This window comes from Pedobacter sp. BAL39, assembly GCF_000170795.1.
In the GTDB taxonomy this organism is placed as follows: Bacteria; Bacteroidota; Bacteroidia; order Sphingobacteriales; family Sphingobacteriaceae; genus Pedobacter.
In genome coordinates this window covers 171103-185272 of sequence record NZ_ABCM01000003.1, presented here as the reverse complement: position 1 = coordinate 185272, position 14170 = coordinate 171103, and the positions used below count along the sequence as shown (strand labels likewise).

Annotated in this window: 17 protein-coding genes; 12 read left to right on the top strand and 5 right to left on the bottom strand. The window is 40.1% G+C overall.

Translation table 11 applies throughout. The features are described 5' to 3' along the window. The first annotated feature begins 104 nt into the window (after positions 1-104). Positions 105-449, top strand: a complete 345-nt coding sequence (locus PBAL39_RS05195) for a hypothetical protein (RefSeq protein ID WP_008239036.1) — start codon at positions 105-107, stop codon at positions 447-449. Positions 450-503: 54 nt separating this feature from the next. On the opposite strand, the gene PBAL39_RS05190 is transcribed toward PBAL39_RS05195, so the two are convergent. Together PBAL39_RS05190 and PBAL39_RS05185 are read right to left on the bottom strand one after the other, a co-directional pair. Continuing rightward, positions 504-941, bottom strand: coding sequence for a sigma-70 family RNA polymerase sigma factor (locus PBAL39_RS05190; RefSeq protein ID WP_008239035.1), 438 nt, complete (start codon positions 939-941; stop codon positions 504-506). Between the two features lie 119 nt (positions 942-1060). Next, positions 1061-2599: a DEAD/DEAH box helicase gene (locus PBAL39_RS05185; RefSeq protein ID WP_232282898.1), complete on the bottom strand. Its 1539-nt coding sequence runs from the start codon at positions 2597-2599 to the stop codon at positions 1061-1063. A gap of 257 nt (positions 2600-2856) precedes the next feature. Between PBAL39_RS05185 and PBAL39_RS05180 the strand changes: the two genes are divergently transcribed. From PBAL39_RS05180 to PBAL39_RS05170, 3 genes are all read left to right on the top strand, one after another. Further along, a complete protein-coding gene (locus PBAL39_RS05180; RefSeq protein WP_008239033.1) occupies positions 2857-3447 on the top strand; it encodes a TetR/AcrR family transcriptional regulator in 591 nt (196 codons plus the stop codon). 54 nt (positions 3448-3501) lie between these two features. Continuing rightward, on the top strand, positions 3502-4230 hold the full coding sequence (locus PBAL39_RS05175) for an SDR family oxidoreductase (RefSeq protein WP_008239032.1): 729 nt from the start codon (positions 3502-3504) through the stop codon (positions 4228-4230). A gap of 139 nt (positions 4231-4369) precedes the next feature. Then, the gene (locus PBAL39_RS05170) at positions 4370-5371 is read left to right on the top strand and encodes an NADP-dependent oxidoreductase (protein WP_008239031.1); all 1002 of its coding nucleotides are present in this window, start codon (positions 4370-4372) and stop codon (positions 5369-5371) included. 58 nt (positions 5372-5429) lie between these two features. Here the strand turns inward: PBAL39_RS05170 and PBAL39_RS05165 are convergent, their stop codons facing one another. Beyond that, complete coding sequence (locus tag PBAL39_RS05165; RefSeq protein ID WP_008239030.1) at positions 5430-5783, bottom strand: VOC family protein; 354 nt, start codon at positions 5781-5783, stop codon at positions 5430-5432. A gap of 286 nt (positions 5784-6069) precedes the next feature. Between PBAL39_RS05165 and PBAL39_RS05160 the strand changes: the two genes are divergently transcribed. From PBAL39_RS05160 to PBAL39_RS05150, 3 genes are all read left to right on the top strand, one after another. Beyond that, positions 6070-6357, top strand: coding sequence for a hypothetical protein (locus tag PBAL39_RS05160; protein WP_008239027.1), 288 nt, complete (start codon positions 6070-6072; stop codon positions 6355-6357). Positions 6358-6575: 218 nt separating this feature from the next. After that, entirely contained in the window at positions 6576-7508 is a 933-nt protein-coding gene (locus PBAL39_RS05155) for a DUF4625 domain-containing protein (protein ID WP_008239026.1), read from the top strand. Between the two features lie 72 nt (positions 7509-7580). Continuing rightward, on the top strand, positions 7581-8825 hold the full coding sequence (locus PBAL39_RS05150; protein WP_008239025.1) for a hypothetical protein: 1245 nt from the start codon (positions 7581-7583) through the stop codon (positions 8823-8825). 269 nt (positions 8826-9094) lie between these two features. On the opposite strand, the gene PBAL39_RS05145 is transcribed toward PBAL39_RS05150, so the two are convergent. Further along, complete coding sequence (locus PBAL39_RS05145; protein ID WP_008239023.1) at positions 9095-10042, bottom strand: sensor histidine kinase KdpD; 948 nt, start codon at positions 10040-10042, stop codon at positions 9095-9097. Between the two features lie 248 nt (positions 10043-10290). Continuing rightward, the gene (locus tag PBAL39_RS05140; RefSeq protein ID WP_008239021.1) at positions 10291-10749 is read right to left on the bottom strand and encodes a BLUF domain-containing protein; all 459 of its coding nucleotides are present in this window, start codon (positions 10747-10749) and stop codon (positions 10291-10293) included. A 219-nt stretch (positions 10750-10968) separates the two neighbouring features. Here PBAL39_RS05140 and PBAL39_RS05135 point away from each other — a divergent pair, with 219 nt between their 5' ends. From PBAL39_RS05135 to PBAL39_RS05115, 5 genes are all read left to right on the top strand, one after another. Beyond that, on the top strand, positions 10969-11376 hold the full coding sequence (locus PBAL39_RS05135; RefSeq protein WP_157273908.1) for a response regulator: 408 nt from the start codon (positions 10969-10971) through the stop codon (positions 11374-11376). Between the two features lie 233 nt (positions 11377-11609). Then, positions 11610-12443, top strand: coding sequence for a PAS domain S-box protein (locus PBAL39_RS05130; protein ID WP_008239018.1), 834 nt, complete (start codon positions 11610-11612; stop codon positions 12441-12443). Positions 12444-12495: 52 nt separating this feature from the next. Further along, positions 12496-12858, top strand: a complete 363-nt coding sequence (locus PBAL39_RS05125) for a response regulator transcription factor (protein ID WP_008239017.1) — start codon at positions 12496-12498, stop codon at positions 12856-12858. A gap of 17 nt (positions 12859-12875) precedes the next feature. Then, positions 12876-13403, top strand: a complete 528-nt coding sequence (locus PBAL39_RS05120) for a DUF892 family protein (RefSeq protein WP_008239016.1) — start codon at positions 12876-12878, stop codon at positions 13401-13403. A 95-nt stretch (positions 13404-13498) separates the two neighbouring features. Then, positions 13499-14170 (top strand): response regulator transcription factor, encoded by a 672-nt coding sequence (locus tag PBAL39_RS05115; RefSeq protein ID WP_008239014.1) that lies wholly within the window; start codon positions 13499-13501, stop codon positions 14168-14170.

Sequence of the window (14170 nt, the reverse complement as noted above, 5' to 3'; positions counted from 1 at the left end):
CCAATCCCCACAATTATCTCTGATAAATAAACACAATAAATAACATATGTAAAAGTACTTTGAATTACAAAGTTGATTCTTATATTTGTCTAAAATCCAACAACATGACAACATTTATTCAAGGAATAGAACCAAAAAAAACACTTGTCTCCAATCATGTTGGAAGACGCATGCTGGTTTGTGCCATCATCGGCCTGGTACTTATCGGGTATTTTATCATTAGCGCGGGTGAAGGAAACCCCGGCTGGAGCAAATACTGGCGTATAAAGCCTTTAGTCTTAACTCCAGTTCTGTGCGCAATAACAGGGCTATGTTACGACATCACTGGACGACTTCGTGAAATTCCAGGATGGAAAGGCAAATTATTTTTTGCACTTAGTGTCATTGGTTTGATAGCTGGCTTTTGGATGAGTATGATACTGGGACTCAATGGAACAATGTGGGATTGATAACTAAGCCCCTTCAAGCTAACAATTTGATAAATTACGGCCAATAAAGTCTTCCTACAACTTATAATTCAATGTAACTATGACCTGGCGAAGGGGCTTGACGTCGAATAGATTAAATTGCCAGGGGTTCAGATCGGGTTGTAATTTTTCAAGGGCTTTGTTGATGTCTTCCATGATGAAAGTATTTACCCCCTTATTGATGTCTGCGCTCCCTTGTAACTGGTAGGATGTGAGGTCCTCAGATACCTGTATTACTTCATTACGCCGGCTCCTTCTTCTGTAATCATTGATGAAGGTATTTCTCATGATCGTGAAAAGCCAACCTCTTAGATTTGTACCGCTTTTATAAAGATCGCGGTACCGAATTGCTTTGATGATTGTGTCCTGGACAAGATCATTCGCATCTTCCACATCCTTGGTAAATTTCATTGCGAATTGCTCCAGGCAAGCTTGGTGGTTACAAATTTGATTGTCTAACGTGATATTTTCCATAGGTAGATGTATTTAAATATTTTTCATTAGGTATGAAAATATCACAAGTCTTATACCAAAAACAGCATTTGATTACATATGAGCGCTTTTAGGAATTATTTTATATTATTTTGTAATTATTAGACTGCCGCTTTCATTAAACTTCGACGGCGCATGATCTTTTCGATCAGTATTTTCAGTTTATTCTTGTAGTCATCGCGCAGCCATTCTGTATAGTTTTTAGTCACATTTCCTAGACACTTTGCATATTGTTTCACCCTCCAATCAATTTCCCGGTCCAGCTCTGCGGTAAGCGCAAGTGCTTCCGGGATCTCGTTACTGTTGTCTGCACACATCAGTGCATGTTGGCGAATAGAATCCCTGATGACCAATTTTGGCTTAAGGCCCTTTGCTATAGCGTCCTGATGAGCGCCTTGAATGTCAAATGCAATTTCCATGCTGTTCGGAAATTTTGCACGCATATCGGCTGGCAGCTGATGGGCTTCATAACTCGTTTTGGTATGTAAACTTTCATGATAGATTTCCGGATAGGCAAAAACATGCTGCCAGTCTATTGGCGCATGCCACTCACCAAAACGGTCGATGTTATTGCCCAGATCAATCACTGTAAAAGTTTTCTTCTGCGGCAGGCTGCGCGAGCCGCGACCGATCATCTGGTGGTAAAGCGTCAATGAGGTTGTAGCACGGTTCAGTATTACCGTTTGTATCGTCGGTTCATCAAAACCAGTCGTAAGAATGGAAACAGATGTCAGGATTGCCCCTTTTGTTTTTTTTAGCCAGAGGAGGATTTCTTTCCTTTCATCAGGAGGCGTCTGGTTGTCCAGATGTCGGATTGGATAGCCCAGGTTGGTAAACACCTCCAGTACTTTCCGGGAGGTAAAAATACCGTTGTTGAATATTAAGGTTCTTTTATTTTTTGAATGTTGCTCATAAGCATGTACCAGCAGATCCAGCATCAACTGGCTACTGTACAATTCGTCGGAGCTACCCACAGTAAAATCGCCTTGCTGCCCTGTCTTCAAGGTATTCAGCTCCACGTCGTAACGCCAGGTTTTTGGCTTTGCCAGGAAACCCTGTTCGATTAGCGAATCGATGCCTGCACCGATGATCAGTTCGTCATAATTCCTGTTCATGGGGAGATTGATGTCTGAACTGAAAGGTGTGGCCGTAACGCCGATGATATCGGCATTTTTGAATTTGCCAAGCAACTTATGAAAGGAATTGTGATGTGCTTCGTCCACAATGATCAATCCTACGCGATCCACATCGATCAGGCCGTCTTTAATCCTGTTCTTCAAGGTTTCTACCATGGCCACGTAACATGGGCGGTCATCATTCCTGCTGAACTTCTTAAAGCTGCTGTCGATGATTTTATTTCGTATGCCCGTCATTTTTAACGCGGCAGATGTCTGCCTGCACAGTTCGGTACGGTGCGTAAGGACAATTACCTTTTTCCGATATTTTTCTATGAAACGTTTAGCGATTTCAGAAAATACAACAGTTTTTCCGCCACCAGTGGGCAGTTGGTAAAGTAGCCGGTGTGATCCCTGCTGCTCCAGTTTTTCGAAGATCGTGACAATGTCCTTCTCCTGATAATAATACAACTTTCTAATTTTCTGCCGCTCTTGCATACCCATGTGACGTTTTGCATATGACACCGGAAATACAGTTTTTGTTTTACGTATGATAGCTTTCCGTATTTTTACTTCCACTGGGATTATCAGTATTGCTAAACGTATGTTGCCAGTTTTTGTCCGGACAAAGATTCGATTAACTCCTTGGGAGGAGACCGCTTCAGAAATGTCAAAGACCCAAAAGTTGAGCAGATTGAAAGTCTGACAATTGCAATATCTGTTTGCATTAGCTTTTAGTAATATACCTTTTAGTATATTTACAAAATAATCAGAAGAAGATCATGTTGACAAAAGCAGAGAAGACCAAACAATTTATATTGGATACCGCTGTTCCCCTGTATAATGAAAAGGGAATTTCCGGGGTGAGCATTGATGATGTGCTGGCTGCTACAAAACTGACAAAGGGTTGTCTGTATGGACACTTCGAAAACAAGGATGACCTCTCAGATCAGGTAATTGAACTTGCCTTGAAAACGCTGACAAACAAGGTGCGTCTGGCTGTTTCTAAAGGTAAATCGGCAAAAGGAAAAATCTTTGCCTTTATGGACTTCTATAAAGACCCGCTCCACCCCTACATTCCAGGTGGATGCCCGATATTTAATACTGCTGTGGAGGCAGATGACAATTATCCTGAGATGAAGCAAAAAGTGGCGAAGGTATTCAGAGCCGGTCAGGAAGAGCTGAGGGGCCTGCTACTGGAGGGAATTGCGAACGGAGAATTTTCATCTGCCCTTGATCCTACTGTCTTTGCCTTTAAGATGGTCGCTGCAATAGAGGGTGGCATTGTCATGTGCAGAACAATGGGCACAGGAAAACCGATGTTAAGTTTAATCAAGAATCTAAAGGAAGAACTAGAGCGATACACGGATTAATTTTTTTACCACAAAATAGACTAAAAGGTATATTAAATACAAAAAAAGACAAATATGAAAACAACAGGAAACACCGTATTTATCAGTGGAGGAAGCGCTGGAATTGGTTTTGCAATTGCCGAGAAATTAAACGAGGCAGGCAATAAAGTGATCATCAATGGACGTAGCGAGGAACGCCTGCAAAAAGCACTCAAAGAGCTGAATGGCAGCTTCGGGATTCAGGGCGACCTTTCAATAGCATCTGAAAGAGTTCGCATTGCAAAAGAACTGCAATCAAAATATCCGGAATTAAACATGATTATCAACAATGCCGGAGCTGCTTTTATGAATGACCTGAGTGACAATGGTAATAATGTTGCCGAAAAAGCTTACCAGGAGATGAACACCAATTACATTAGCGTAATAGATTTTAGTGCGCTACTTTTACCGCAGCTACTGAAACAGGAAGATGCGGCGATTGTCAACATCTCTTCAATCGCGGCTTACAGAGGAAATAAATATCTGCCTACTTACTCCGCAAGTAAAGCCGCCCTTCACAGCTACACCCAGGGTTTAAGAGATACGTTTGCTGACAACACAAAGCTAAATGTATATGAGGTCTATCCACCGCTGGTCAATACGGAGTTCTCCGCAGAAATTGGAGGGGCAAATGGAATTCCAGCATCAGAAGTCGCTGATGAACTATTTGCAGCTTTGGAAATCAATCAATTTGAGGTTCCGGTAGGTGACACCAAAGCGATCCATGCTTTGGTTAATCCCATTATCGAAAATGCGACGCATTAATCACTTGACATTCACCATTCATGTTGGGGATACCAAACGCTTATACTACGTTAACCGTTTTTTTCCTCCACTCGCCTTCAAACTAGTAAATCCAAGAAGAAATCACGCATCCTTGCTCAAAAAAAATTAGACCTAGAATATGAAAGCATATATCATCAAAAAGTATAGTAAAAACGGGCACTTAGAACTCGTCGATGTGCCGGTACCGGAACTTAAACCTGAAGACATTCTTGTAGAGGTTCATGCAGCAGCTGTAAATCTTCTGGACGCCAAAATAATGACTGGGGAGTTCAAATTGATTCTGCCCTATAAAATGCCGTTGATTTTAGGCCATGATGTTGCAGGAATCGTTACACAGGTTGGAAAAAATGTGACGAGGTTTAATGTTGGGGATGAGATTTATGCCCGTCCGGCAGATTTCAGGATTGGTACCTTTGCTGAATATATCGCTATCAACGAGCATGACGCTGCGCTAAAACCTTCCAATCTGTCTATGGAAGCTGCCGCCTCGATACCCCTGGTTTCATTAACTGCCTGGCAGGCCCTTGTTGAGGTTGGTGTATTACAAAAAGGTCAAAAGGTATTCATTCAGGCAGGGTCAGGGGGTGTTGGTACCATTGCAATCCAATTGGCAAAATATCTAGGCGCAACAGTTGCCACAACGGCCAGTGAAAATAGCTTTGATGCATTAAAAGACCTTGGCGCAGATGTCCTCATAGACTATAAAAAGCAAGATTTTGAAAATATTCTGCAGGACTATGATCTTGTCCTGAACAGCCAGGATAATAAAACCCTTGAAAAATCACTGCAAATCATAAAACCTGGCGGAAAAGCCATCTCCATCTCTGGTCCTCCAACACCTGTTTTCGCTAAAGAAGCTGGTGCCCCCTGGTTTGTAAAAATGATCCTCTCTTTGATCAGTTCTGGTATCAGGAAAAAGGCGAAAAAGAAAGCTATTGACTATTCATTCTTATTTATGAAAGCAAATGGCAATCAGTTGAGTAAGATCACTGAATTGATTGAACAGGGACACCTAAAACCTGTTATCGATAAAATATTTCCCTTTGAACAAACGAACCAGGCGCTATTACATATTAAGACTGGCCGCGCGAAGGGTAAAGTAATCATCAAGGTCAGATAATTTAATTACCTGAATTGAAATATAGCATGGCCGGCATATCGCCGGCCATACTAGTTCATTATTTTTCAAAGTAGATGGCTACCGCAGGCATCCATGCGAAAACCATAGGTTTTAAATCGTCACTCTTCAAAAAATTATACGGCTTGAGGTTGTGCTTTTGCAAAAATCCAATTGAGTTGTTTAATACATCTTCCACAGTGCATCTGAAAGCAAAACGCCTGGTGCAGACCTGATCTTTTGGTTTTTCCCAGAGACCAAGCATCGCGCTCTTATCCGCCCCTACCCAGAAGAAAGCGATTCTTCGTGCTTCTTCATAATAGCAGAGCTTTAAACCCATTACATGTTGATAAAAATCAATTGATCTTTCCAGATTTTCAACGTCAATGTGTGTTTCAAATAGTCCTTTTATCATAGAATCAAAATAACTGTTAATGCATCATCGCAACAAATCACATTCGTCTTTCAGTACAACGCTGTTAAACCCATTCAATATAACTATCGGGGAACCATTTAATTTCTGATGGTCCTCTGCATCTGCTATAATTTCTACTCTCAACAATTAATAAATCAATCCTCTTTGCAGAAGACACAAATCACTTGACAAATTGAATTATTAAATGCAACTTTGATGCGAATTGAAAAAACAACATAAAAATATCATATACCGCTGCTATCAACTTGGATCAATCCTGTTGTTAATGATATTTCTTTCGATTTCTGTTATTCAGGCCATCCATAGCCATGAACAGACCGTCCAGACTGAGCAGTCGACGGCAGACCAGGATGCCACAACAGATATGGATCATTGTAAAATCTGTGACTACATCATTCACAAACAAAGCAAACATCTGTTCCTGGAAGCTTCGCAACTTCTGGCCGCTCCGTTACCTGAGCCGATCAGTTTTTGTACGCATTACTTCCTTGGCAACTACAAATTCACACTTCAGGATTTCACCAACAAAGGTCCGCCTGCTTTACTTGCTTAAGTAAATACTTCGTTTTCGCATGATCTCCTTTTTGCTGTCCTGCAGGCAGCAAGAAACTTGATGTGCCCGATTTTCATGTCTGCATGTCTCCGGTAAACAGCATACGCTAACCGCGTATTTATTTACCGAGGGCTTCCTGCGACCAAAAATCCGATGTCCATCCCTTTTTAACGGTCAAGTACCACTAATACCAAATAACAACACAACACATTTAAATCATGAAAAAAAGAAGTACCATTTTTGCGTTTTTAATCCTTGCCGCTGCATTTACTGCTTGCCAGAAAGACAACGAAGTCGGTCCTCAAGTGGCCATGCCGACGATAAGCAATCTTGAAGTTGGGTTAAACAACAATGAAATTGGAGTCATTGGGAGAGATTTCCATTTTAATGCTGATGTACTGGCAGCCACTAAAATAGAAAACGTGCAGATCAGGATCCTGCCACGTGCGGGGGAAAATTATTCAAAAGCATGGAGTCACGAGATTACCTGGGACAGTTACAAAGATGTAAAGAACACGACCATTCACAAACATTTTGATATCCCGACAGATGCAGTTGAAGGTAAGTACGACTTCCTCATCATCGTGAACGACCAGAATGGCAGCAAGCTGGAAATCAAAAAAAGCATCACCATTTACACTGCCGAAAATGTTCCGGTCAGTCCTACCGCCAGCATCTTCACGGTGTTTAAAAACGATGAGCGTTTCTATCGCAATGGAAAATTCATCACAGAAGGATCATCGATCAAAAATGGCGATAAGTTTACTGCTCAGGTGACCATTTCGAATGTGAAGGGTGATGGCAAAATGTACCTCCTGCTGATCAATAAAAAATTAAACCACCGCCCGGAATCCATTGATAAAATTGATTTCAGCAAGGTGATCGTTTATGACGCGTTTGAGCACAAAGGATGGTCTAACTCAGATTTCTTCTCGAATTACACCTTCGACGCAGCTACCAATACGCCCATCCGAAACCTCCCATCATTTAGCATTGGGGCAACTACAGACAACAACCTGCCGCAGGCAAGTCCTATAAATGGATCAAAAACATGGGAATCAGGGAACTACTATTTTGGGGTAGTGTATCTCAATACCACTTACAACATCGGCTTCTTCCAATACATAGAAGTACCGGTTGTCATCAACTAAACGCGCTGGCCATCAAAATAGCCAGAACAATAACATTCAAAATCTTTAATTATCTATTTATCATTTTATCTTATGTACATTAAAACAAACTTCAAAAAACTAGCACTCCTTTCATTAATGGCGGTTGCATTTACAGCATGTAAAAAGGACCGGGATCCTATTGCCCCTGAACCTGAGGATGATCATTCAAAGGAGTACAAATACGTCCGCGTGCTGGTGAGTGATGAACTGAGCACTCAATTAAACCTATTGGATCCATTTTTAGGAACCACTACTGCTTTCACGGGCAAGTATCCCCTGGCAAATTTATATGGAACTGCTTCTGGCCGTTACGCTGCTGTTCTTTATTCCAGCCAGAATCTGGTAGAGGTTTTTGATAGCGGACTGCTTTCGCACGATGACCATGTGGATGTAGATGGTCAGCCTCAATGGGCGAGCATCACTGCAACGGGCATCAAACCAACACATTTTAAAAGTAAAAATACAGAATCGCTGATCTTTAATGACGGCGACGGCACCCTGAGTGTCGGAAATGATGCGGATTTTAAAACTCCCGGAGCTAAATTTAGTGTGGTAAATGCAGGTTTGCTTCCACATCACGGCGCGATGGCCCAGTTTGACAACGGCACTTACGCAGTTACGGTTGCAGCATCTGCAGGAGCTTCACCGAATAGGGTACAGATCATCAATAAATCTGGAAGCATAGCCCATGCATCTAATTTAGAAATAGGCGCTATCCATGGAAACGCGAGCAACGGAACCGTTGCTGTATTTGGTGGTTTCAGCTCTTCCGCAGCAACTGCCGGTGGTGTGCTTGTCGTTAATGCCTCTGGGGAACAACGCCTGATCCCAAATCCGGAAGGTTTTGGCGCATTCCGTCTGGCTAGTATTTATTATGCAGAAGCCTCCAGGAAATTTATCGGTTATGTGGCCACTAAAGGGGCATACATGATTGACATCGCTGGTAATAAAATTACACCAATTTATGCGGGTAATGACGCTTTTCAATGTAAAGTAGACCGTGCCGGAGACAATCTACTGGTATTAACGCTCGATGGAAAGTTGAGAATTTATAACTTACTCACCGGAGCTTTGAAAAAAGAAGGTGACATCCTTTCGATAGTCAACTCAAGCGATACCTACAAACCAGTATTGGAAGCAACTGAAAAATTTGCTTACGTAGCCGTTCCTTCTTCAGGCGAAGTACATCAGATTGACCTGCAGGATTTCAGCAAAGTGATTAAACATAAAGTTTCTTCACGTCCGGTAAGGCTTACTTTATTTGGATTTGAGAGTAGTGAGGGGCATAACGACTAGGTCGGTAGCCAACCATAACGGTATGAAATAAGAATATTTCACGCGATGTGAGCTATCAAAAAAGAAGGTCAGAATCAGCATTCTGGCCTTTTTCTTTACAGCTATTTATGGGCAACTATCGAAATCAATTTTAAATAGAATGTGCCATGTGCTCAATAAACTATCAATATGGAATTAATATTATAGAAACTTATAAAAAATATTTAAAGGGATTTATTTTTTGGTTTGTATAACTGCCGACCGATTTTGTTCTACAAATAAGTCACAATTTATTGCATTGTTGGCAACTGAATAAAAAAAGTGGTCCCAACTCCGACCTGACTTTTAAACCAAATCTTTCCACCATGCATTCTGATGATTTTTTTAGAAATCGAGAGGCCTAGGCCATATGGGACTTCTCCGCCTGTGCCTACACGCTTAGCTGGAGAAAACACTTCAAATATTCGCTCACTGTCTGTATCTGCAATACCGATTCCGTTATCGGCGATTGCAATCTGAACACCATCTTCTTGCGAAACAACATCAATTTTTATCTCAGAATGAGGATGACTGAATTTAATGGCATTGACAAGTATATTGTTAAATGCGCGCCATAATTTTTGGTAATTAAGGTTGATCAATATGGGTTGAGGCGGTTTTTTGTATACCAACCTTTGCTGCTTTTCAGCAGCTCTAACCGATAGCAGATCGATACAATCCGTCAAAACCTCTTCAACGTTAAGCAGTTCTGTTTCAAGCGCCTGTTCTTCTTCAGTAAGTCCGGAATCCAGCAAATCTTTAATCATATGCAACGAGTTCGAAGCAGTATTTTTAATGAGACCCAGCATTTGTTTTATGTCATCTGGAAAATCTGTGTAATCGGTTAACAATAGATCCATCAGCCCGGTTATTCCTGCCAAAGGACTTCTTAGATCGTGTGCCATAATTCGGGTCATTCTGAGCTGATTTTTATTGTTATTTGCGATTTCTTCATTTAGCAAACGTGCTTGCTTCCATCGCTCCCGATAACTCCTCATTTTAACTATAAAAAAGATATTCGTACTTATGAATACAACAATGGCAACAACAGCTAATACTAAATAAGGCTGTGTGATAATGAAGGTACCTGGCTCATCATAGTTTACCCGGAGCGAATTGCACCCTGAAGACACCAGACATGGTGATATGACGATTACCAATTTAAATATTTTAAACGCGTACTTTGCAATACTTTCCATCAGCTTCAATGTGCAATTTGTATAAAGTCTTAAGTTTATCTTGATGCAGTAAGCACACCAATAGGCAATTATGGGTGCATGCTTACAAAAGACATACCACACAGATTAAAATTCCCGCGGACTCCATTAACCAAAAAGCAACTATGCAGCAACAAATAAAGATGGTTAAACACCTATTTAGTCTGCAAGCTACGACAGTATTTTTAGCACCTTGGTAAGAAGAACACTTGAAGAGTGATGCATGTATTTCATGTGGCCGAGTTTAAGTTCGGGTCATAAAAATGATGTAGAAATACCAAAAGATGATTGGAATCTTTAGCATTGGTTTCGTCAAGAAAAAAAGCTCCCGGATCGAACTGCGCATTGTAATTTGCGTTGCGGTCGAAACGGGCAAAGCCCATCGTCCATTCGCCAAAATAACGCTTCTTTTGTAATCCCTCACTAAGGATGGTGATTCCAAAATGTCGCAAATCCTGCTCAATCAAATTATAAAGACGTTTAACATCAGCCTCGCGTCCTTCCAACACCTGTATAAACCTACCGGCGCATGGATCAGAGGTAAGAGATTCCAGGTACAAAAGCATACCAGTAATGTGCTGTCTGATGTTATTGATTCTGGATTGTTCCAATAGTTGAACGAGTTCGCTTTCAGGAAGAACCACCCCCGTTTTACTGGAATAAAGGAGATAATAGGTAGGCTCAGACATATAGGATTTCTAATATTCCAAGAATAAGAAATTTTCCAAGATCTCGACCTATTCTGTGATGACTTTTTTATATTTTTATGAAGATTGATTCTGTATCCTAGCAAAATCCAATTTTTACCCACTTATTTAAATAATTAACCCGTATACAAAATTCATCAGAAGAGCAACTATTTTGGAACAATCTTGTTATGACCAAGCATCAATGCAAACTTCGAAATGATGGAAAAAGTGATACAGATATTGTTAATAGAGGATGATCTCATTAATAGATTCATATTTAGAAAAATTGCCGCTCAAATCAATATACCTACTCATATCGTTGAATGTTACAATGGGCAATCTGCTATGGATTATTTAAATTCCTGCAAAGATGTTCAGGAAAAGATACCTGATATTTTATTTGTTGACTTAAACATGCCTTTAATGAATGGCTGGGAATTCATCGCCGAATTACCTAAGCTCGGAATCTCGAAGCCAATCCTACAATACATCCTTACATCTTCAATCTCTCCTGATGATATGGACAGATACGACTCAATAATCCCAAAATTAGAAGAATACCTTGTAAAACCAATTAGCAAGCAAAAGCTGGCTAGCATCATTGATCTCGTAAATTTCTCTTTATAACCCGACTATACATCGTCCGTTAATCGATACTATAAGTGTTGTAACAAGACCTAAGACGACCAATAAGAAAACCTTGCGATCGCAAAACTGCCGAAGATGTGTTCAAAATTGACATTATCAAATCATGTTGCTCTAATTAAAAACAATTTGGCCAAAATTTGTATTGCAAGTGTTCATAGGATAGGATTACAATCATTTAAATAGGATAATATTATGGCGAGCAATGACTTGATATGGGTAAGTTAGATCCGCATACCGTTTTTGATCTTGAGTACTTTTTTCAAGTTACTCCTGATTTACTGTGTGTCGCTGGATTTGACGGATATTTCAGAAAGATAAACCCTGCCGTATCAAATACTTTAGGATACACTGAAGAAGAACTATTCTCATCGCCAATTAGCTCATTTATCCATCCCGATGATCAGCATACGACGGGTCAGAAGCGACTTGAGCTAATCGGAGGACAGTCGCTGTTGAATTTTGAAAACCGGTACATTACAAAAGATGGTGCGATTGTTTGGCTGTCATGGACATCAGTACCAATTTTAAGGGATAAAATCGTCTTTGCAATTGCAAAGAACATTTCTCACAGAAAGCGATTAGAGGAAAATAACCGGATCTCCTATCTCATGCAAATGATAAACGATGACCATAAGCGGAGGTTTAAAAACGAAACCAAATTAAGTATCAAGGGCAAGCTATCACCAGCTTCAGGAATTACCGAACAAAACACAGTCGAACATACACACTCAGATCAATTGTGGCTCAACAGTTTTGAAGCAATCGTACGAAGAAATGCGGGAAGGGAGGATTTGAATTTGACTTTTATCAGTGGTGAATTGGCTTTAAGCCAAAGGCAATTATTTAGACGTGTTGATCAGATATTGGGCATTACACCGAATAAACTAGTACGAATTATTCGTTTGAAGTTAGCATGGGAAGCCATTGCATCTGGCAAATACCGAACGATTAAAGAAATTTCAAGTATTGCAGGTTACAATTCCCGGAGTCATTTCAGTAAGTTATTTAAAGATGTTTACGGAATTGACGTTTCTGAATTGCTGTAACAAAAAGATAAAACGAGTTAGCTGTAATCGAATTTAAAATTACACCAAATATATGACGAAAAAGATTCTGGTTATTGATGATGATGAAGACATTCTTTCTATTTTAGATATCCTTTTTGTTGAAGAAGGATATGAAGCAATTTTATATAATACAGGGACGACTACGGAGCAGATAAAAATTCTTCATCCAGACCTGATTTTACTTGATGTAAGAATTAACGGGTTTGAAAAAACGGGGGTCCAAATTTGCGCTGAAATCAAAAATCAGCTGGAATTAAATGATATCCCTGTATTGCTTGTATCTGCAGAAATGAATGTAGATGGTCTGGCCAGAAGTTGTGGTGCTAACGGTTATATCAATAAACCCTTCGACATAGACAAACTTCTTTCCAAAGTGAAAGAATTCATATTTTAGCAGATCAAAAATCAGCTATGAACGAACTATCCGATAAGCCGAATTCCTGGAAGAAAATAAATCTGGGGTCAGAAAAGCTCAAAACATTCTTTATCAAACATCTCGACCGTATATATGGCGCCAAATTGCACTTGGTGTCAAAGCTACCTGATCTGGTTGAAGAGGCCGAGTTTTCTGAATTAAAAAGCGCTATTAGAGAAACCGTTGAAGCTGTCGAAAAACAGATTGCCCGAATGGAAGTGATCTACTCACTGCTTGATGCCGAGGTATCTGACGGAAGCATTCATGGGCTGACAGGAATGATTCAGGATGCCTTCGAAGCTATTCATGAACAAAGAGGAGAACCGGAATTGCGTGATCTTTCCATAATTTTTTATCTTCAAAATATTGAAAGCGTAGAGATGGCATCCTTTCAAATTTTACAAATGGCAGCAGTAAAGCTAAAAAACAAACACATTAGCCAATTGTTAAAAGAGAACTATGACGAAGCTAAAGCAGACAGGACTCTTTTGCTGCTGATTTCTTCGAAATATATCACCAATTAGTCTTTACAACACTGACGGTATTCGGAGTAAAAATATCATGTAGAATCCCTTACATGCTACAACTTCTCTTCAGATTTTAATCGGATATTTATATCATGAAGTTGCTAATCATAGAAGATGAGGAAAGCCTGAGAAGGAGTATATTACAATACCTGACTGCAGAGGGCAATATTTGTGATATTGCTACCAGTTTTGATGAGGGGATAGAGAAAATCAGTCTATACGATTACGACTGTATTCTTCTGGACCTTGGATTACCCGACGGAGAAGGTTTGGAACTACTCCGACACCTTAAAAAACTAAAAAAATCAGATGGTGTATTGATTATATCTGCGAGAGATTCCATAGATCAGCGTATAGAAGGACTGAGTCTTGGAGCTGATGACTACCTGGTAAAACCTTTTCATCTTTCGGAACTCTATGCAAGAATTACGGCCATTGTGCGCAGGAGAAGTTTTAATGGAAACGATCAGGTAGTATTCAATGAAATCGAAATTGACACGACCGCTAAAGAGGTTAAAATAAATGGAATCCTAATTAACCTGACTAAAAAGGAGTTTGATATACTACTTTATTTTGTCACTAATAAATCAAAAGTTGTTTCAAAATCGGCTGCTGCCGTACACATTTGGGGCGAAGACGCCGATATGGCAGATAGTTTTGATTTCATATACACGCACATTAAAAATATCAGAAAAAAGCTTACCGACGCGGGTTGCAAAGATTATTTTCAATCGGTGTACGGTGTTGGTTATAAATTCCAATAA

Excerpts from the sequence above, each read along its gene's own strand:
- PBAL39_RS05195 (WP_008239036.1), top strand. The coding sequence starts at position 105 with ATGACAACATTTATTCAAGGAATAGAACCAAAAAAAACACTTGTCTCC.
- PBAL39_RS05125 (WP_008239017.1), top strand. The coding sequence starts at position 12,496 with ATGACGAAAAAGATTCTGGTTATTGATGATGATGAAGACATTCTTTCT.
- PBAL39_RS05145 (WP_008239023.1), bottom strand. The coding sequence starts at position 10,042 with ATGGAAAGTATTGCAAAGTACGCGTTTAAAATATTTAAATTGGTAATC.
- PBAL39_RS05120 (WP_008239016.1), top strand. The coding sequence starts at position 12,876 with ATGAACGAACTATCCGATAAGCCGAATTCCTGGAAGAAAATAAATCTG.
- PBAL39_RS05135 (WP_157273908.1), top strand. The coding sequence starts at position 10,969 with ATGGAAAAAGTGATACAGATATTGTTAATAGAGGATGATCTCATTAAT.
- PBAL39_RS05155 (WP_008239026.1), top strand. The coding sequence starts at position 6,576 with ATGAAAAAAAGAAGTACCATTTTTGCGTTTTTAATCCTTGCCGCTGCA.
- PBAL39_RS05180 (WP_008239033.1), top strand. The coding sequence starts at position 2,857 with ATGTTGACAAAAGCAGAGAAGACCAAACAATTTATATTGGATACCGCT.
- PBAL39_RS05130 (WP_008239018.1), top strand. The coding sequence starts at position 11,610 with ATGGGTAAGTTAGATCCGCATACCGTTTTTGATCTTGAGTACTTTTTT.
- PBAL39_RS05170 (WP_008239031.1), top strand. The coding sequence starts at position 4,370 with ATGAAAGCATATATCATCAAAAAGTATAGTAAAAACGGGCACTTAGAA.
- PBAL39_RS05190 (WP_008239035.1), bottom strand. The coding sequence starts at position 941 with ATGGAAAATATCACGTTAGACAATCAAATTTGTAACCACCAAGCTTGC.
- PBAL39_RS05140 (WP_008239021.1), bottom strand. The coding sequence starts at position 10,749 with ATGTCTGAGCCTACCTATTATCTCCTTTATTCCAGTAAAACGGGGGTG.
- PBAL39_RS05160 (WP_008239027.1), top strand. The coding sequence starts at position 6,070 with ATGATATTTCTTTCGATTTCTGTTATTCAGGCCATCCATAGCCATGAA.
- PBAL39_RS05115 (WP_008239014.1), top strand. The coding sequence starts at position 13,499 with ATGAAGTTGCTAATCATAGAAGATGAGGAAAGCCTGAGAAGGAGTATA.
- PBAL39_RS05150 (WP_008239025.1), top strand. The coding sequence starts at position 7,581 with ATGTACATTAAAACAAACTTCAAAAAACTAGCACTCCTTTCATTAATG.
- PBAL39_RS05175 (WP_008239032.1), top strand. The coding sequence starts at position 3,502 with ATGAAAACAACAGGAAACACCGTATTTATCAGTGGAGGAAGCGCTGGA.
- PBAL39_RS05165 (WP_008239030.1), bottom strand. The coding sequence starts at position 5,783 with ATGATAAAAGGACTATTTGAAACACACATTGACGTTGAAAATCTGGAA.